Genomic DNA, 18,405 nt, shown 5'->3' with positions numbered 1-18,405 from the left:
CCCGTCCGGCGCCCGCGGAGCCCCCTACGGCACCACCACGATCTTCCTGCCCACGCCCGCCGCGAACTGCTCCAGCGCCTCGGGGTACCGCTCCAGCGGGACGCGGTCGCTGATGAAGACCTCCGGGTCCAGGACGCCGCCCGCGAAGAGCTCCGCCGCCCGCTCGAAGCTGTGCAGGACCGCCATCGAGCCGGTGATGGTGATCTCCTGGTTGTAGATGCGGTACGGGTCGATCGTCACGCGGGTCGCGTAGTCGGCGACGCCGAACTGGAGGAAGGTGCCGGCCTTGGCGACGCGGTCCAGGCCGTCCTGGATCGCGGCCGCGTTGCCGGTCGCGTCGATGACGACGTCCCAGCCCTGCGGGCGGTCCAGCTCGTCGGCGCCCGCCGCCGCGGCCGACACGCCCAGCCGGCGGGCGGTCTCCAGGCGCGCCGGGTTCACGTCCACCACGTCCACGCTGGCCGCGCCGGTCCGCTTGGCCAGTTCCAGCATCATCAGGCCCATCGTCCCGGAGCCGTAGATCAGCACGTGGGCGCCGAGGCGGGACCGGAGCACGTCGTAGCCGCGCACCGCGCAGGAGAGGGGCTCGACCAGCGCCGCGTCCTGGGTGCGGACGTGCTCGGGGAGCTTGACGCAGTTCGCCACCGGGGCCACGGCGTACCGGGCGGCGCCTCCCGCCGTGGTGACGCCGATCGCCGCCCAGCGCTCGCACAGGTTGTTGTGGCCGGTGCGGCAGTAGCGGCACTCGTGGCAGTAGAGGGACGGGTCCACCGCCACCCGGTCGCCGACCGCCAGCTCGGTGACCTGCGTGCCGACGCCGACCACCTCGCCCGCGAACTCGTGGCCCGGCACGATCGGGAGCTTCGGGGCGAACTCGCCCTGGAGGATGTGCAGGTCCGTGCCGCACAGCCCGCAGGCGGCGACCTCGACGACGACGTCACGCGGCCCTGGCGTCGGGTCCGGGACCTCGGCGACGACGGCCTTGCCCACGGACTCGATGACGGCGGCCTTCATTTCACGGCTCCCAACGACAGGCCCTGGACGAGTTTGTCCTGGGCGGCGAACCCCGCGGCGAGCACCGGCAGGGAGATGACGAGCGACGCGGCGCACACCTTGGCCAGGAACAGGCCCTGGCTGGTGATGAAGCCGGTCAGGAAGACGGGGGCGGTCTCGGCGACCACGCCCGTCAGGACCCGGGCGAACAGCAGTTCGTTCCAGCTGAAGATGAAGCAGATCAGGGCCGTGGCCGCGATGCCGGGCAGGGCGATCGGGGCGACCACGCGGGTCAGCACCGTCGGCAGCCGGGCGCCGTCGACCCGGGCGGCCTCGATCACCGCGACCGGGACCTCGGCGAGGAAGGACTGCATCATCCACACCGCGATCGGCAGGTTCATGGAGGTGTAGAGGATGACGAGCAGCCAGATGTTGTCGAGCATCCCGGCGTTCTTGGCGAACAGGTAGATCGGCAGCAGGCCCGCCACGACGGGCAGCATCTTGGTGGAGAGGAAGAAGAACAGGACGTCGGTCCACTTCCTCACCCGGCGGATGGACAGGGCGTAGGCCGCCGGGAGGGCCAGCAGCAGGACCAGCAGCGTCGAGACCACGGACGCCACCGTCGAGTTGATCAGGGCCGGCCAGGGGCTCGCGCCGCCGCCCGCGCCGAAGAACTCGCGGTAGCCGTCCAGGGTGAGGGCGGCCCCGAAGGACGGCGGGTTGGTGGCCGCGTCCTCCTCGGAGTGGAAGGACGTCAGGGCCATCCAGGCGATGGGCAGGAAGAAGACGATCCCGGCCAGCCAGGCCACCAGGCCCAGACCCGCTCCCTTGCGGAACCGGTCGCGGCCGCGTACGGCGACGGTGCTCATGCGCGGGACACCTCCTCGCGGAACAGGGACGACACCACGCGCAGGGCGAAGGTCGCGATGACGATCGAACCGATGACGACCAGGACGCCGGCCGCGGAGGCGAGGCCGTTCTCGTGGGCCTGGTAGAAGGTCTGGTAGACGGTGTAGGGCAGGTTGGCGGTGCCCAGGCCGCCGGACGTGATCGTGAAGACCGCGTCGAAGTTCTGCACGATGTAGATCGAGCCGAGCAGGGCGCCCAGTTCGAGGTAGCGGCGCAGGTGGGGCAGGGTCAGGTGGACGAAGATCTGCCAGTCGCTCGCGCCGTCGACGCGGGCGGCCTCGATCTGCTGCTGGTCCCGGCTCTGCAGTCCGGCGAGCAGGATCAGCATCATGAACGGGGTCCACTGCCACACCAGTGACGCCTCGACGGCGAGCAGCGGGGTGCCGGAGATCCAGTCGGGCTGGGGGCCGCCGACGTAGTGCAGCAGACCGTTGAGGAGGCCGTACTCCGGGTTGTAGAGGACGTGCTTCCACAGCAGCGCCGCCGCCACCGGGACCACCAGGAACGGGGCGATGAGCAGGGTGCGGACGATGCCGCGCCCGCGGAACCTCCGGTCCAGCAGCAGGGCGAGGAGCAGTCCGAGGACGAGGCTGACGAGGACGACCGCGACGGTCAGCAGGATCGTCGTCCAGACGGACTTGCGCAGCGCCGCGTCGGTGAGGACCTCCCGGTAGTTGTCGAAGCCGGCGAAGTGCCGGGCGTCGGGGTAGAGGGAGTTCCAGTCGAAGAAGGAGATCACCAGCGTCGCCACGAAGGGCAGCTGGGTGACCGCGACCATGAAGATCAGGGCCGGCAGCAGCGGGGCGCGGGTGGCCCAGGCGCGCAGCCGGGGCGAGGGCCGGCGTGGGGCGGTGCGGGTCTCCGGCGCGGCCACGGGGGCCGTTGTCGTGGCGGTCATCGTCCCTCGTACTCCTCGGAGATCTCTTCTGCGAGCTGCTGGGACTTCTTCAGGGCCGACTCGACGGACTGGCGTCCGGCGATGGCCGCGCTGATCTCCTGGGAGACCTTGGTGCCGAGGTCGGTGAACTCGGGGATGCCGACGAACTGGATGCCGGGCGCCGGGCGGGGCTGGACGCCGGGGTCGTCGGGCCTGGCCCGTTCGATGGCCGCCTTGGTCATCTCCTGGAAGGCGGCGGCCTCCGCGCGGTAGGCGGGGTTGGAGTAGGTGGAGGCGCGCTTGCCGGCCGGGACGTTGGACCAGCCGAACTCGTCGCCGACCAGCTGCTCGTACTCCTTGCTGGACGCCCAGGAGACGAACTTCCAGGCGTTGTCGGGGTTGCGGGAGGCGTGCTGGATGCCCCAGGCCCAGGTGTAGAGCCAGCCGGAGGACTCGGTCTTCTCCACGGGCGCGGGGGCGTAGCCGACCTTGCCCTTGACGGGGGACTTGGCGGCCTCCAGGGAACCGGCCGCGGAGGTGGCGTCGTACCACATGGCGACCTTGCCCTGGGTCATGTTGTTCAGGCACTCGGCGAAGCCGGCCTGGGCGGCGCCGGACTCGCCGTGCTCGCGGACCAGGTCGACGTAGAACTTCGTCGCCTCCTGCCACTCGGGGGAGTCGAGCCGGGCGTTCCAGTCCTCGTCGAACCAGGTGCCGCCGAAGGTGTTCACCACCGTGGTCAGCGGGGCCATGACCTCGCCCCAGCCGGGCAGACCGCGCAGGCAGATGCCCTTCATGCCCGGTTCGGCCCCGTCGACCTTCGCGGCGAGGTCGGCCACCTGCCGCCAGGTGGGCTCGGCGGGCATGGTCAGGCCCTCCTTCTCGAAGACGTCCTTGCGGTACATCAGGAAGGACGACTCGCCGTAGAAGGGCTGGCCGTAGAGCTTGCCGTCGTCCCCGGTGAGGGACTGGCGCATCGGCTTCAGGACGTCCTGCTCGTCGTAGGCGCCGTCCTTCGCGGTGTACGAGTCCATCTCGCGCAGCCAGCCGTTGCGGGCGTAGATGGGGATCTCGTAGTTCGACAGCGTTGCCACGTCGTACTGGCCGGCCTGGTTGGCGAAGTCCTGGCTGATCTTGTCGCGGACGTCGTTCTCCGGCAGCACCGTGAAGTTGACCTTGATGCCGGTGTCCTTGGTGAAGTGGTCCGCGGTCAGCTTCTGCAGCTCGACCATCTGCGGGTTGTTGACCATCAGGACGTTGAGGGAGTCACCGCCGGATCCGGCCCCGCCCGCTCCGACCCAGCAGCCGGAGAGCAGCGGGGCGAGCAGCGTCCCTGCGGCGACCGCGGCGAGTGTGGCTCGCGGCGGCCTCCGTCGGCTCTGGGTTCGCATGGATCGCTCCTGGACGTATAGGGAGATAGGGGGCGTCACCTGACACGGATCGGCCCCATGGGGGGTGAGACGATGGGGAACGCGGTTCAGACCCGGATGACCTGCGGCCCGAGCAGGGAGTAGCGGTGGCCCTCGGCCGCCGGGAGCAGCGTGCTCGTGACGATCGCCTCCAGCGCGCCGACCTCGGCGAACCGGCAGAAGCTGACCGCCCCGAACTTGGTGTGGACGCCCGCGAACACCACCCGGCGGGCGGCCCGGACCGCCTGCGCCTTGACCTCGCTGACCGCCGGGTCGGGCGTGGTCAGGCCGTACTCGCGGGAGATGCCGTTGGCGCCGATGAACGCCAGGTCGATGACGAAGCCGGAGAGCATCTTCGTCGTCCAGTGGTCGACGGTGGCGAGGGTGCCGGAGCGGACGCGGCCGCCGAGCAGCAGGACGGAGGCGGTGCCGGACCCGGCGAGCGCGCCCGCGACCGGCAGGGAGGCGGTGACCACGGTCAGCGGCCGGTCCTGGGGGAGGGCCTCGGCGATGAGCTGCGGGGTGAAGCCCTCGTCGACGAAGACCGTCTCGGCGTCCCCGAGCAACCCGGCCGCGGCGGCCGCGACCCGGCGCTTCTCGGGGACGTGGCTGGTGGCGCGGAAGGCGAGCGTCGTCTCGAAGCCGGCGCTCTCCACCGGGTAGGCGCCGCCGTGGGTGCGGCGCACCAGACCGTGGTCCTCCAGGGCCCGCAGGTCCCGTCGTACGGTCTCCTTGGCCACGCCCAGATCGGCGGCGAGCGCGGTGACGTCGACCGAACCGGTGGCGCGCGCCATCCGCACGATCTCACGCTGACGCTCTTCGGCCGTCCTGTTGCTCATGGCCGGACACCCGCTTTCTGGTTTCGCTGCCCGTTCGGGCCCGGTGGGGCCACGCAGGAAGTTCTACAGCGGGGGCGCGATGCTGACCAGGCCTGTCGTGGGCCCGGTCGTGCCCGTTTGCGCCCGTTCGGATCGGGGCGTGTCCGCCTCGGAGCTGGGCGGGCGCGGGCGCGGGGGCGGAAGCGGGCAGCGGGTGTGCCCGAACACGGCGGCGGGCGGGCCCGTTCGGTGCCCGCCCGCCGCCGTGAGCGTCGATTTCGCGCCGCTCGGGGCGCGCGTGGTGGCCGTCAGTACGGCCAGATCGGCGGGTCGGTGACGAAGTGGCCGCCGAGGCGGGCGTGCGCCGGGTTGTCCGGGTCCAGCTCGCCCTGCTCGGCGACGAGCTTCTCGGCGTACGGCTCGGAGTCGTCCTGCGGGTCGTAGCCGAGCGCACGCGCGGAGGTGAGGTCCCACCACAGGCGGGTGTTGGCGGAGGAGCCGTGGACGACGGTGTGGCCGACGTTCTCGGCGGTCAGGGCCGCGTGGAAGAGGCGGGCGCCGTCGGCCGGGCTCATCCACACCGAGAGCATGCGCACGCTGGTCGGCTCGGGGAAGCAGGAGCCGATGCGCACGGAGACGGTCTCCAGGCCGTGCTTGTCCCAGTACAGCTGGGCGAGGTCCTCGCCGAAGCACTTGGACAGGCCGTAGAAGGTGTCGGGGCGGCGCGGGGTGTCGACGGGGATGAGGGGGTCGTCGCCCTGCGGGCGCGGGGTGTAGCCGACGGCGTGGTTGGAGGAGGCGAAGACGACGCGCCCGACGCCCTCCTCGCGGGCGGCCTCGTAGAGGTGGTAGGTGCCCTCGATGTTCGCCTTGAGGATCTTCTCGAAGGGGGCTTCCAGGGAGATGCCCGCGAGGTGGATGATCGCGTCGACCCCGCGGACCGCCTCGCGCACGGCCTCCCGGTCGGCGAGGTCCGCGACGATCGCGTCCGGCTCGCCCTCGATCGGGCGCAGGTCGAGCAGGCGCAGCTCGTAGCCGTAGGCGGGGAGCAGGTCCCGCATCAGGGTGCCGAGGCCGCCGGCGGCGCCGGTGAGCAGAACGGTGCGGGGAGCGGGCATCCTCGGGTCTCCTTGCGTCGCCGGCCGTGCGCACGAGGAGGCACGGACGTGCATATGGGCGCACGGCATTCATATTCGTGGACACGCTAAGAGGCGGGGTGCGGCCCGTCAAGTGTCCCGCCGCTCTTCGCGGAACCGAAAAATCCGCTGGTGCGTGGCGGGTTGCCGTGCTTGACCGGCGTCCCCGGGGCGGCTTAGCGTGGAGCGGTTCAGAAATATAGACGAGAATCAAGAATATGGACCTGGGAGAGCTCGTGACGTCAGCCCCTCTCGCCGCCCGACTCAGTATCCCCAGCGGGCCGCTGTTCTTCCCGGTCACCGCGTACGGGGCCGACGGCTCCGTCGATCTCGACACCTACCGGGTCCACGTGCGGCGCGGGGTGGAGGCCGGGGCCGCCGCCGTGTTCGCCTGCTGCGGCACCGGGGAGTTCCACGCGCTGGTGCCCGAGGAGTTCGAGGCGTGCGTGGCGGCCGCCGTCGAGGCCGCCGGGGGGCGCGTCCCGGTCGTCGCGGGCGCCGGCTACGGCACCGCCCTCGCCGTCCGCTACGCCCGGCTCGCCGAGCGCGCCGGGGCCGACGGGCTGCTCGCCATGCCCCCGTACCTGGTCCGGGCCGCGCAGGAGGGGCTGCTGCGGCACTACCGGGAACTGGCCGCGGCGACCTCCCTGCCCGTGATCGTCTACCAGCGCGACAACGCCGTGCTCACGCCCGGGAGCGTCGTCGAACTGGCCCGCACCGACGGGATCATCGGCCTCAAGGACGGTCTCGGCGACCTCGACCTCATGCAGCGGACCGTCAGCGCCGTGCGCACCGAGGCCCCCGGCGACTTCCTCTACTTCAACGGGCTGCCCACCGCCGAACTCACCCAGCCCGCCTACCACGGCATCGGCATCACCCTCTACTCCTCCGCGGTGTTCTGCTTCGCCCCCGAGCTCGCCCTCGCCTGCCACACGGCCTTCCGCACCGGCGACGAGGCCACCGCCCACCGCCTGCTGGACGGCTTCTACCGGCCCTTCGTCGAACTGCGCGCCCAGGGTCACGGCTACGCCGTCTCCCTCGTCAAGGCCGGCGTACGCCTGCGCGGGCTGGACGTCGGGGAGGTGCGGCCGCCGCTGCACGAGCCGGCCGAGGACCATGTCAAGCAGCTCGCCCGGCTGATCGAGCGGGGACACGCGCTCCTGGAGGAGGACAAGTGAAGGCGTCGGCATTCGTCTACCCGTGGGACGTCAACGGGGACCCGGAGGCACCCGCGCGGATCGCCGCACTCGGCATCGGGCAGGCGACGCTCGCCTCCGCCTACCACTCCACGCGCGCGCTGACCCCCCGCCACCCGCGCCACCGCGTCGTCACCGCCGAGCACGCGGCCGTGCTCTACCCGGCCGGGGAGCACTGGTCCGGCCGCACCCCGCGCCCGTACGCGGCGGGCGACTGGGCGCCCGGTGACGCCTTCGGCGAGGCCGCCGCCGCGCTCGCCGACGCGGGCCTGGAGGTGCACACCTGGGTGGTGCTCGCGCACAACTCCCGCCTCGGGGCCGAGCACCCGGACACCTCGGTGGTCAACGCCTACGGGGACCGCTACCCCTGGGCGCCGTGCATCGCCCAGCCCGCCACGCGCGCGTACCTGACCGACCTGGCCGCCGAGGCGGCGGTGCGGCCCGGGGCGCACGGCACCGAGCTGGAGTCCCTCGGCTGGTACGGACTGGCCCATCTGCACGCCCACGACAAGACCGCCGGCGTCGGCCTCGGGGACGCCGGGCAGTACCTGATGTCCCTGTGCTTCTGCCCGGCCTGCCGGGAGGGCTACGGGGCCCATGACCTGGACGCCGACGAGCTCGCCGCCGCCGTACGGGGCGCGCTCGAGCCGGTGTGGCGGGGGGCGGCGCCCTCCGACGGGGGCTGGACGGGCGTCGAAAAGCTCCTCGGCGGGACGACCGCGAACGCCACGCGCGCGTGGCGCGACGACACCGCGCGCACGCTCCAGGAGGCGGCGGTCCGCGCCGTGCGCGCCGCCGCACCCGAGGGCTTCCAGGTGCTGCTGCACGCGGACCCCGTGTCGTACCACTGCGGCGCCAACGCCGGCGTCGACCCCGCGCACGTCCTCTCCGTCGCCGACGGTGTGGTCGTGCCCTGCACCGGCGGTCCCGGCCTGCTGACGCCGTTCGCGCGCGAGGAGCGCGAGGGCGCCGTCCTCGCCGCCAACTTCACCGTGGTCTCCGGCATGGGCGGCAGCCCCGGCACCCTCGCGGCGGACGCGGCCGAGGCGCGTGGGCTCGGCGCGACCGAACTGCGCCTGTATCACGCAGGGCTGGCGTCGGACGGGGACCTGGAGGCGGTGCGCTCGGCACTCGCCGCGCTCTGAAGCAGCCCCGCCGCGGGAGCGAGCAGCACGAGCCCCAGGACGACCAGCAGCAGCCGGTGGTCGAGCAGTTCGACCAGGATCGCGCCGGCCGCCAGGCCGAGCACGTTCGGCGCGAACACCAGGGTGTGGGCGGTGGCGGTGGCCCGGCCCAGCAGCGGCCCGGGCGTCTCGCGCTGCACGGCGGTCAGCGCGGCGATCAGCACGGCGGGCAGCCCCGCCCCGATCGCCGCGCTGCACACCCACGCCAGCGGATCGTTCGGCACCGCGCGCAGCGCCACCGCGGCGGACAGCAGGGCGATGCCGTACGCCGCGAAGCGCAGCTCGCCGAAGCGGCGCAGGGCGGGACCGGCGAGCAGGCCGAGCACCACCGAACCCGCGCCCTGGACCGCGTACAGCACGCCGGCGTACGCGGGGGAGTGCCCCAGGCCGTCGACGACGGCGTACACCAGCGCCCCGCTCAGTCCCGCGCACAGCATCGTGGCGCCGCCCGCCGACACCAGCGGGCGCAGCACCGGATGCGACCACAGGTGGCGGGCGCCCTCCGCCGTCCGCCCCCGGCCGGCGCCGGCCGGGGGCCCGGGCCGTTCCTCCCGCACGCGCAGCAGCGCGTACAGCACCGTCGCGAGCAGGAAGGTGACCGCGTCCAGGAGGGCCACGCCCGCCCCGCCGTACGCGGCGTACAGGCCCGCTCCCGCCAGCGGGGCCAGCAGCTTCATGCCCTCGTCGGCGGTCGTCCGCAGTCCGTTGAAGTCGCCGAGCAGGGACCCGTCCACGGCGGTGGCGATCAGCGCCGACTCGGCCGCGTCGTGGACGACGCCCGCCGCGCCGTGCACGAACAGCACCGCGTACAGCAGCCACACCCCCCGCGGGGAGTCCACGGCGAAGAGGGTGAGCAGGAGCCCGGCCATGAGCAGGCTCGTGCCGATCAGCAGCGGCTTGCGGCGGACGCGGTCGGCGAGCGTGCCCAGCAGCGGGCCCGCCAGGGTGGGCGCCCACATCGCCAGCATGCACAGCGCGGCCAGCCCGTCCGAGCCGGTGAGGTCCTTGACCCACACGCCGGAGGCCAGCCACAGCGCGGACGTGCCGAAGCCCGACACCACCACTGAGGCGAGGTACAGCCCCGCGTTCCGGTCCCGCACCACGCGCGCCACGGTCCAGGTCCGCCCGCCCGGGCGCCTCGTCCTGTTCGTCGTCATGCCCGCCCATCGTGGGACTAAGGACCGGCCGCGCGGATCGGGCGGGTGCCCTAGACCGTGCACTGCGGGGCGAGACGGCCGGCGGCCCCGGTACGGGGGACGCCGGGGATCCTCCGGATATCGCGGGCGTATCGGAAACCGCGTACGCCACCGCAACGGTCCTCCGGCTCCCATGGGGGCATGAACCACGACGCATCCCCGTCGGCGCCGCCCCGCCGCACGCGCAGGACCGTGCTCCTCGGCCTGGCGGTCCTCGGCCCGGCGAGCGCCCTGTTCGTCCTGCGGGGGCCGCTGCTGATGTCCGCTCCGAGGTGCATGGCCGGGCGGTGGCACGGCTGCTACGACACGTTCAACGGTGTGGTGCTCATGACGCTGGTCACGGTGCCGTTGGCCGTGCTGGTGGCGTGGGCCCTGGCGCGCCGCCGGCGTGCCGCCGGCGCCGCTTCGGCGTGGCGGAGGTCGCTGGCCGAGGTGGGCATGGTCCACGGGACGGTCCCGTTCCTGTGGCTGACCCTGATGCCGGGCGCCGGGGCCGGCGTCGTCCCCGGCCGGGTGAGCCTGGTGCCGCTGCGGGACCTGGTCACGATGGGGCCGCTCGGGTTCGTCGGCAACCTGCTGGTCTTCGCGGCGCTGGGGTTCTTCGCCCCGGTGCGGTTCGCGGCGCCGGCGTCCGTGCCGCGGATCCTGGCGCTCGGGGCGGGCTGCTCGGTCCTGGTCGAGACCGCGCAGTACGTGCTGCGGCTGGACCGGGTGTCCTCCGTGGACGACGTGCTGGTCAACGCCGCCGGCGCCGTGCTGGCCGGGCTGGCGTCGCGCCGCTGGTGGCGCGCCACGGCGAAAGCGCCGTCGGACCGGCCGCGCCCCGCGCCGGCCCCGGCGGGCTGAGCCGCGCGCACCGGGGCGCACACGCCCTCGGATACGTCGGCGATACGTCGTGCTGCCTAGGCTTCGGGCATGCGCGTACTGATCGTGGAGGACGAGCCCTACCTGGCCGAAGCCGTCCGTGACGGCCTGCGGCTGGAAGCGATCGCCGCCGACGTCGCCGGCGACGGCGACTGCGCCCTGGAGCTGCTGAGCGTCCACTCCTACGACCTCGTGGTCCTGGACCGCGACATCCCCGGACCCTCCGGCGACGAGGTCGCCCGGCGCGTCGTCGCCTCCGGCAGCGGCATCCCGATCCTCATGCTCACCGCCGCCGACCGGATCGACGACAAGGCGTCCGGGTTCGAGCTCGGCGCCGACGACTACCTCACCAAGCCGTTCGAGCTGCGGGAGCTCGTCCTGCGGCTGAGGGCGCTCGACCGCAGACGCGCGTACGCCCGGCCCCCGGTCCACGAGATCGCGGGCCTGCGCGTCGACCCCTTCCGCCGGGAGGTCTTCCGCGACGGGCGCTACGTCGCCCTCACCCGCAAGCAGTTCGCCGTGCTGGAGGTCCTCGTCGCCGCCGGGGGCGGGGTCGTCAGCGCCGAGGAACTGCTGGAACGGGCCTGGGACGAGAACGCCGACCCCCTCACCAACGCCGTCCGCATCACCGTCTCCGCCCTGCGCAAACGGCTCGGCGAACCATGGGTCATCGCCACCGTGCCGGGCGTCGGCTACCGCATCGACACCGGCCCCGGCAGGACGCATGCGTAGGAGTCCGGGGCTCAGCGTCCGGCTGAAACTCACCCTCAGCTACGCCGGGTTCCTCGCCGTCGCCGGCGCCCTCCTGCTGGCCGTGGTGTGGGGGTTCCTGCTGCGCTACGTACCCGACAGCTCCCGGGGCCTTCTCGGGGTCGCGCCCAACCGCTACCTCCTGGTGCGCACCTTCGCCCCCGCCGCGGCCGCGGCGATGGTCTTCCTGCTCGTGTTCGGCCTCGCCGGGGGATGGATCCTGGCCGGCCGGATGCTCGCACCGCTCACCCGGATCACCACCGCGGCACGGACGGCCGGGAACGGATCGCTGTCCCACCGGATCCGCATGGAGGGCCGCCAGGACGAGTTCCGCGAACTCGCCGACGCGTTCGACACCATGCTCGAACGACTCGAGTCACACGTCGCCGAGCAGCAGAGGTTCGCCGCGAACGCCTCCCACGAACTGCGCACCCCGCTGGCCATCTCGCAGACGCTGCTCGACGTCGCCCGCAGGGACCCCGGGCGGGACCGGGACGAGATCCTCGAACGCCTCCAGGCCGTCAACACGCGCGCGACCGGCCTCACCGAGGCCCTCCTGCTGCTCAGCCGCAGCGACCGCGGGAACTTCACCCGCGAGAGCGTCGACCTCTCCCTCGTCGCCGAGGAGGCCGCCGAGACCCTGCTCCCCCTCGCCGAACAGCGCGAGGTCACGCTCGACGTCACCGGCGCGGCGGCACGGACCAGCGGCTCCGCGGAGCTCCTGCTGCGGATGGTGACCAACCTCGTCCAGAACGCCATCGTCCACAACCTCCCGGCCGGCGGCACCGTGACGGTCCACACCGAGGCGCGGGGCGGCGCGAGCGTGGTGCGGGTCGAGAACACGGGGCATCCGCTCCCGCCGGAACTGGTGCCGACCCTCACCGAACCCTTCCGGCGCGGAACGGAACGCGTACGCACCGACGAGCACGCCGGCGTCGGCCTCGGCCTGGCCATCGTGCACAGCGTCGTCCGCGCCCACGACGGGACCCTCGACCTCGTCCCCCGCCCCGCCGGCGGTCTCCTCGTCACGGTCCGGCTTCCCGGCATGCCGTAGGCGCCGCCCCCGGGGCCCGCCGGATCGTCGGCGGCGGGTCCGGCGTGGGCCGGGCCACCCGTGGCAGCAGCGGCCGGCGGCGCTCCGAAGGGCCTGCGGACGCGTTCCGCGGGACGCGACGGCCTCGACGGCGCCGTCCCGCCGGGGGGACCGGTGCCCGACGGGGCGTGCGCCGCCTGCCGACGAGGGCCGCAGCTTCCGCGGGCCATAGGAAACCCCTATGGCCCCTGCTCTCTTTTCGTCTTTGCCCGCCCGGCTTTCCCGGACCTACCGTGAAACAGCTCGACGAGAGGAGACGCGCACCGAGATTCCTCCGATATCGGCGTCCCGTGCGCATCCCCTCCCGTCCGGTCGAGCGAGAGGAAGCCCGGTGGCATGACCACAGAAAAGAAAAGCGCGGAAACGCGTGAACGCGCGGGAAAGCGAGCCCTGGTCACGGGCGGTTCGCGCGGAATCGGCGCGACCGTCGTGCGCCGGCTCCCGGACGCGGGCGCCGGGGTCCTCACGACCGCCGGATCGAGGACGGGCACGGTGCCGGAAGGGGCCGCCTTCGTGGAGGCCGGCCTGCGGACACGGGCCGGAGCGGAGGCGCTCGCCGAGGCCGCGCGGGAAACGCTCGGCGGGGTGGACATCCTGGTCGACAACGCGGGCGGGGCACGGCCGTTCCCGCACGCCCGGGCCGTCCCCGACGAGGAGTGGCAGGACCGGCTGGACCTGAACCACCTGCCAGCGGTACGGCTGGACTCACCGCTGACCCCGGGCACGCGCGAACGGCGCCCGGACGCGGTCGTGCACGTCTCCCCGGCCGCCGTCCCCCCCTCGGCACCGCCGTTCCCGCACTACACGGCGGCGAAGGCGGCACTGCGGAACCACAGCCGGGGACCGGCCCTGGAACTGGCCCCGTTCGGGGCGCGGGTCGACACCGTGCCCCCCGGCGGGACCGCCACCCCGGGCGGCGAGGCGACGCGGGAGGAGTGGGCGAGGCCGGAGGAGGGGCCGGGCCGGGACGACACCAGCCCTCCGCCGGGACGCGACGGCCGGCCCGACGACATCGCCGACGCGGTGCTGTTCCTCGTGTCGGACCGGTCGAGCCGGCTCACCGGGCAGAACGTCACCGTGGACGGCGGTGAGTTCCCGGTATGAGCGCGTACGGCGGCAGGAACGCGGTGATCACGGGCGGCAGCAGCGGCATAGGGTTCGCGACGGCGAGGCTGCTGGTGGACGCCGGAGCACGCGTGGTGATCACCGGCCGTTCCCGGGCCGCGCTCGACGCGGCCCGGCAGCGCCTCGGCGAGAACGCGACGGCAGTGCGCAGCGACGTGTCCTCACTGCCGGACCTGGACGCCCTGGCCGCCCGGGCGCGCGACGCACTCGGCACGGTGGACGCCCTGTTCGTCAACGCGGGCGTCACCAGAGCCATGCCCTTCGAGTCGACGACCGAGGAGATGTACGACGAATCGTTCGCGATCAACGTCAAGGGCGCCTTCTTCACCGTGCAGAAGCTCGCCCCGCTGCTGAGCACGGGCGCCGGCGTCGTCCTGACCACCTCGGTCGCGAACGTCAAGGGCATCGCGCAGACCAGCGTCTCCTCCGCCGGCAAGGCGGCGCTGTGCTCGATGGCCCGCAGCCTCTCCAGCGAACTGCTTCCGCGCGGGATCCGCGTCAACGCGATCAGCCCCGGCCCCGTGGACACGGGAACCCTGGAGAACACGATGACCGAGGAGGACGCCGAGCAGTTCAAGGCGGCACGGGTCGCGGAGAATCCCATGCGGCGTTTCGGGACTCCGGAGGAAATCGCCAGGGCGATGGCATTCCTGGCCTTCGACGCCACTTACACCACGGGCGCCGAATTGGTGCTCGACGGAGGCGTCACCCAGTTGTGAGCAGGCCCTGACCCGCTGCCGGAAAAACCGGTGCAGTTCCACCTCTCCTGCCGCAGGAATTCCAGCAGGGCCGTTTCCGCCGGCCCCGCGCCGGGCCGGACGGCGGCGACGGTGGGCAGGGAGACGGCGGGAGAGACGGGACGCGTGAGGTGCTCGAACCCGGGAGGCACCGCGGAGGTCGGAACGAGCGTCACCCCCAGCCCCTGGGCGGCCCAGCGCACCGCCGTCGCCGTCTGCGACACGCGGGCGACCGTGACCGGAGCCAGCTCGTTGTCCCGCAGCACGTCCCGGAGCACGGCGTCGAGCGCGCTGTCGTGATCGAACCTGATCCACGGTTCCCGCTCCAGCACGCGCAGCTCGACCCGTTCCGCGGCGAGCTGCGCGTGCTCGGGGCTCGTCACCACGACGAACTCCTCGTCGCCGAGGTGGTGGCCCTCGTACAGCTCCTCCCGGCACGGCCCGGCGATCAGTCCCAGGTCCACCACGCCCCGGCGCGCCAGCCGCTCCAGCTCGACGGGGTCCGCCTCCTCGAAGACGGTGACCTCCAGCCGCGGGAAGCGGCGGCGCAACGCGCCCAGCGCGCCCGGCAGCTGCCGCGTGCCCAGACCCATCTGCGCCACGACCACCAGCTCGCCCCCCAGCTCCTCGGCACCGGCCCGCGCCGTCGCCTTCGCCCGCCGCGCCGCCCTCACGGCGACCTCCGCGTCCCGCAGGAACGCGCGACCTGCCGCGGTGGGCACCAGCCCGGTCGGCGTGCGGGCGAACAGCGTCACGCCGAGCTCCCGCTCCAGGCCGCGGATCTGCTGGGACACCGACGGCTGAGCGACGTGCAACGACTCCGCCGCCGCCGCCGTCACCGAACCCGCCTCGGCCACGGCCAGGGCGTACTCGAACCGACGAAGACTCACCGGCTCCTGTCCTCTCCCCGCGTCGGCGGACCGCGTCCTGCACCTGCCGCAGGCCGGGACCGGCCCGCACGCGGCCCGGCCGAGTCCCCCGGCGGGCCACGAAGCCCGCGACGGCGGGCCCCGAAGACCGTCACCGGCGAACGCGGCAACGCGACCGCGACCTCGCCGTATTCCCGCGCACGACCGGGCGCGGCGCCGTCCTGCGCGCACGGCCGCGCAGACCCCTTCCTGCCCGGGCGGCACAGCGGGTCACGGCTCTGCACGTGGCAGACCGGGCGAGGCGGGTCCACGGATGGTCCACGGCCGGCTGAGCACCGCTTCAGGGGCGAAGCGGTGCCTGACCCGCAGTACCCGCAGTACCGGCAGGCCGTGTCATGCACGGCCGGAGACACGGGGGCCGGTCGACGACGGCCACGCTCACAAACGCTACGACATGGAGCGAAACTGCAGGTCATCGGCCCTGTACCGATTCCTGCGCGGCTCTTGACTCCGCTGGCCTACTGGGGAGTAACCTCCTCCCGGCCTCCCCCCACAGAGCCGATCACCCGAGGTACGCGTTGAAGAAGTACGTGCTTTCCGTCCTCGTGAGCACTCTGCTTGCGTTCACGTCCGCCGCTCCGGTCCACGCCGCCGATGCATCGACTTTCGGCCCGTCCAGCCACCCCGTCCTGTTCGTCCACGGATACAACTCGTCCGGCTCCTACTGGAACACCATGGCCGAGGCCTTCCGGGCCGACGGCTGGCCGTCGTCCCACCTGGACCAGTGGAGCTACGACTGGCGGCAGTCCAACGCCACCACCGCCCAGCAGCTGGCCGCCGAGGTGGATCGCCTGCTCGTGGCCACCGGCGCATCCAAGGTCGACATCGTCACCCACTCCATGGGCGGGCTGTCCAGCCGGTACTACGCCAAGAACCTGGGAGGCAGCGGAAAGACCGACGCCTGGGTCTCGCTGGCCGGTCCCAACCACGGCACCGACTGGGCCGACGGGTGCGGCTACGCCTCCTGCTTCGAGATGCGCATCGGGTCCGCCTTCCTCACCTCGCTGAACTCCGGGGACGAGACCCCGGGCGCCCCGCGCCACGGCACCTGGTGGTCGCCCTGCGACACCGTCATCAACCCGGACAGCAGTGTCTCCCTGAGCGGTGCGACGAACACCCGGACCGCCTGTCTCGGTCACGTGGCCATCGGCTCGGATCCGGCCGTCTACGGCCAGGTGCGCGACTTCGTCAACGGCTGAGGCGTCGCCTCGCCACCGGGCAGGGGGGCCGGCACCGCCCGGCCGGGAGCGGGCGCTCCGCGGAACGCCGGGTCACTGTCCCGCGGTGGCACCTCCGGCGGCCGGGCGAACGCCGGCGTCACGGCACCCGAGAGGCGAGCAGGGGGCCTGAATCCCTGGTGCCCGACATCTCGGCCGGAACAACGGAAGAACGACCAAGGTCCAGGCTTCCGGATCCCACCGGTGACCTGGGCCTCCGTCGTGTTTCCACGACTGGTGGGCCCGGACGGTTTCGTAGGTGGGCCGGGGGCCGGTGACCACCGACGTCCCCCAGCGTCACGACGGCCGGCCGGGGAACTCGCGACCACCCGCTCAGGATGAACCGTTCCGGGTCCGATGGCTCTGCCGTGGCGCGACCCGGAAGGGGAGGAGTGCGTCTTCGCCGGTGGCACGGGCACCGTGCTGGACCTCCCCTCCCGGCCTCGCCGCCGCACCGTGCTGCCACCGGCGACTTCCCCGTCCCGCCACGCGGGACACGGTCCCGGACGGTGACCGGGCGGGCGATGAGTTCCGGGGGCCCGGCCGGTCCACCTCCCAGGAGCGGGACCGGCGACACGGAACCGCACGCGCACAGCCATGAGGAGCAGCCGATGAGCGACATCCCCCTCGACCTCGGACCGCAGGCGCGGATCGTGGCGCGTCTCGCCGAGCGCGTCACCGACGAGCAGCTGGCGCACGGCACGCCCTGCCCGGGGTACGCGGTGCGCAACCTGCTGGGCCATCTCCTCGGGCTGGCCGTCGCCTTCCGCGACGCCGGGCGCAAGGACCTCGGCGCCACCACCGACACCAGCCCGGACTCCGTCGTGCCGGACATCGGTCCCGGCGGGCGCGGGGAACTGTCCGGGGCGCTCGGCCAACTCGCCGACGCGTGGCGCGACCCCGCCGCCTGGACCGGCATGACCCGGGCCGGGGGCGTGGACCTGCCGGGCGAGGCCGCCGGCGCCGTCGCCGCCGACGAACTGGTGATCCACGGCTGGGACCTGGCCCGCGCGACCGGCCAGGAGTACACGCCCGACCCCGCCGCGCTCCGCTCGGTGTACGACTTCCTCGTCGCGACGGCCGACGACCCCGACCGCGGCGGTGTCTTCGGCCCGGTCGTCCCGGTCCCGCCCGACGCCCCGCTGCTGGACCGTGCGGTCGGGCTGAGCGGACGCGACCCGGGCTGGAAGCGGTCCGTCTGAGCCCGCCGCGCGGGCGCCGGCGCGGCGGGCACGGGGTGCGGGGTGCCGGGTGCGGGCGCCCGGTGCGGTGAGGCACACGGAGCGCCCCGCGCGCCCCCGCCCGGACCGCCCCTGCTCCGGGTGTCTGCCGCGCCGCGGCGGGGCCGAGGAGTGGGCGGACGCCGGGACCGGGACGTTCGCGGAGTTGCGGCGGCACACCGATCCGGCGCGCACCGACGCCGTGTGGATCTCGCACCTGCACGCGGACCACAGTGCCGATCCGCTCACGGCGTTCCACGGCCTCGCCCACGGCGGGCTCACCCCGCCCGCGCCGGTCCCCGTCTACGCGCCGGACGGTTGCGCGCAGCGCGTCGCCGGGTTCCTCGGGCGCCCGGACGCCGGCTTCCTGGGCGGGATCCTCGACGTCCGGCCGTTGCACGACGGGCACGTCGCCCGGCACGGCGGTCTCACCCTCACCGCCCGCGCCGTCGTGCACGACGGCGCGGCCCACGGGCTGCGCGCCGAGTGCGCGGGGCGGGTCCTCGCCCACTCCGGGGACAGCGGCCCGTGCCCCGCGCTCACCGAACCGGCCCGCGGCGCCGACCTGTTCCTGTGCGGGGCCGACGTCGACGAGCATCGCGACAGCGAACGGGTCCACCTGACCCCCGAGGACGCCGGGGCCACGGCCCGGGCGGCGGGTGCGGAACGGCTGCTCGTGGCCCATGCCTGGCCCACGCTCACCCCCGAGGCCGCCACCGCCCGGGAGGGCCGCACGCACGCCGTGTGAACGG

The 18,405-nt window shown here is 73.6% G+C and carries 18 protein-coding genes; 10 read left to right on the top strand and 8 right to left on the bottom strand.

Annotated features, from left to right (window positions below; all coding sequences use genetic code 11):
* Positions 1–24: 24 nt before the first annotated feature.
* The 6 genes from GL259_RS10630 to GL259_RS10605 form a co-directional block, all read right to left on the bottom strand.
* The gene (locus GL259_RS10630) at positions 25–1,014 is read right to left on the bottom strand and encodes a zinc-dependent alcohol dehydrogenase family protein (RefSeq protein WP_159531469.1); all 990 of its coding nucleotides are present in this window, start codon (positions 1,012–1,014) and stop codon (positions 25–27) included.
* A complete protein-coding gene (locus GL259_RS10625) occupies positions 1,011–1,862 on the bottom strand; it encodes a carbohydrate ABC transporter permease (protein WP_159531467.1) in 852 nt (283 codons plus the stop codon). Before GL259_RS10625 ends, GL259_RS10630 begins: the two co-directional genes overlap by 4 nt.
* Positions 1,859–2,800, bottom strand: a complete 942-nt coding sequence (locus tag GL259_RS10620) for a sugar ABC transporter permease (protein WP_159531465.1) — start codon at positions 2,798–2,800, stop codon at positions 1,859–1,861. The genes GL259_RS10625 and GL259_RS10620 overlap by 4 nt, the downstream gene beginning before the upstream one ends.
* Positions 2,797–4,170 (bottom strand): sugar ABC transporter substrate-binding protein, encoded by a 1,374-nt coding sequence (locus tag GL259_RS10615; RefSeq protein WP_159531463.1) that lies wholly within the window; start codon positions 4,168–4,170, stop codon positions 2,797–2,799. The genes GL259_RS10620 and GL259_RS10615 overlap by 4 nt, the downstream gene beginning before the upstream one ends.
* Positions 4,171–4,256: 86 nt before the next feature.
* Positions 4,257–5,027: a DeoR/GlpR family DNA-binding transcription regulator gene (locus tag GL259_RS10610; RefSeq protein WP_159531461.1), complete on the bottom strand. Its 771-nt coding sequence runs from the start codon at positions 5,025–5,027 to the stop codon at positions 4,257–4,259.
* Positions 5,028–5,314: 287 nt separating this feature from the next.
* Positions 5,315–6,124, bottom strand: coding sequence for an NAD(P)-dependent oxidoreductase (locus GL259_RS10605; protein WP_159531459.1), 810 nt, complete (start codon positions 6,122–6,124; stop codon positions 5,315–5,317).
* A gap of 236 nt (positions 6,125–6,360) precedes the next feature.
* Between GL259_RS10605 and GL259_RS10600 the strand changes: the two genes are divergently transcribed.
* Both GL259_RS10600 and GL259_RS10595 read left to right on the top strand, forming a co-directional pair.
* Entirely contained in the window at positions 6,361–7,320 is a 960-nt protein-coding gene (locus GL259_RS10600) for a 5-dehydro-4-deoxyglucarate dehydratase (RefSeq protein ID WP_159531457.1), read from the top strand.
* Positions 7,317–8,483: a hypothetical protein gene (locus GL259_RS10595; RefSeq protein WP_159531455.1), complete on the top strand. Its 1,167-nt coding sequence runs from the start codon at positions 7,317–7,319 to the stop codon at positions 8,481–8,483. Before GL259_RS10600 ends, GL259_RS10595 begins: the two co-directional genes overlap by 4 nt.
* On the opposite strand, the gene GL259_RS10590 is transcribed toward GL259_RS10595, so the two are convergent.
* Complete coding sequence (locus tag GL259_RS10590; protein WP_166461464.1) at positions 8,420–9,679, bottom strand: MFS transporter; 1,260 nt, start codon at positions 9,677–9,679, stop codon at positions 8,420–8,422. The two genes, GL259_RS10595 and GL259_RS10590, sit on opposite strands and share 64 nt — an antisense overlap.
* A gap of 180 nt (positions 9,680–9,859) precedes the next feature.
* On the opposite strand from GL259_RS10590, the gene GL259_RS10585 reads away from it, so the two are divergent.
* The 5 genes from GL259_RS10585 to GL259_RS10565 all read left to right on the top strand — a co-directional run bounded on the left by GL259_RS10585 (position 9,860) and on the right by GL259_RS10565 (position 14,269).
* On the top strand, positions 9,860–10,564 hold the full coding sequence (locus GL259_RS10585) for a VanZ family protein (RefSeq protein WP_159531453.1): 705 nt from the start codon (positions 9,860–9,862) through the stop codon (positions 10,562–10,564).
* Positions 10,565–10,633: 69 nt separating this feature from the next.
* Positions 10,634–11,314 (top strand): response regulator transcription factor, encoded by a 681-nt coding sequence (locus GL259_RS10580; RefSeq protein ID WP_159531451.1) that lies wholly within the window; start codon positions 10,634–10,636, stop codon positions 11,312–11,314.
* On the top strand, positions 11,307–12,386 hold the full coding sequence (locus tag GL259_RS10575) for a HAMP domain-containing sensor histidine kinase (protein WP_159531449.1): 1,080 nt from the start codon (positions 11,307–11,309) through the stop codon (positions 12,384–12,386). The genes GL259_RS10580 and GL259_RS10575 overlap by 8 nt, the downstream gene beginning before the upstream one ends.
* A 375-nt stretch (positions 12,387–12,761) precedes the next feature.
* Positions 12,762–13,529, top strand: coding sequence for an SDR family oxidoreductase (locus tag GL259_RS10570; RefSeq protein WP_159531447.1), 768 nt, complete (start codon positions 12,762–12,764; stop codon positions 13,527–13,529).
* Positions 13,526–14,269, top strand: coding sequence for an SDR family oxidoreductase (locus tag GL259_RS10565; RefSeq protein WP_159531445.1), 744 nt, complete (start codon positions 13,526–13,528; stop codon positions 14,267–14,269). The genes GL259_RS10570 and GL259_RS10565 overlap by 4 nt, the downstream gene beginning before the upstream one ends.
* Here the strand turns inward: GL259_RS10565 and GL259_RS10560 are convergent.
* The gene (locus GL259_RS10560; RefSeq protein WP_159531443.1) at positions 14,218–15,177 is read right to left on the bottom strand and encodes a LysR family transcriptional regulator; all 960 of its coding nucleotides are present in this window, start codon (positions 15,175–15,177) and stop codon (positions 14,218–14,220) included. The two genes, GL259_RS10565 and GL259_RS10560, sit on opposite strands and share 52 nt — an antisense overlap.
* A 584-nt stretch (positions 15,178–15,761) precedes the next feature.
* Here GL259_RS10560 and GL259_RS10555 point away from each other — a divergent pair.
* The 3 genes from GL259_RS10555 (at position 15,762) to GL259_RS10545 (ending at position 18,401) form a co-directional block, all read left to right on the top strand.
* Positions 15,762–16,415 carry a triacylglycerol lipase gene (locus GL259_RS10555; RefSeq protein WP_243762283.1) on the top strand — a complete coding sequence of 218 codons (654 nt, stop codon included), beginning with the start codon at positions 15,762–15,764 and terminating at the stop codon, positions 16,413–16,415.
* A 629-nt stretch (positions 16,416–17,044) separates the two neighbouring features.
* A complete protein-coding gene (locus GL259_RS10550) occupies positions 17,045–17,635 on the top strand; it encodes a TIGR03086 family metal-binding protein (protein WP_159531439.1) in 591 nt (196 codons plus the stop codon).
* A 67-nt stretch (positions 17,636–17,702) separates the two neighbouring features.
* On the top strand, positions 17,703–18,401 hold the full coding sequence (locus tag GL259_RS10545; protein WP_159531437.1) for an MBL fold metallo-hydrolase: 699 nt from the start codon (positions 17,703–17,705) through the stop codon (positions 18,399–18,401).
* Positions 18,402–18,405 lie beyond the last annotated feature (4 nt).

The organism is Streptomyces sp. Tu 3180, assembly GCF_009852415.1.
Lineage (GTDB): Bacteria > Actinomycetota > Actinomycetes > Streptomycetales > Streptomycetaceae > Streptomyces.
The sequence above is the reverse complement of the archived record's forward strand: the minus strand, read 5'-3'. Positions and strand labels throughout refer to the sequence as shown.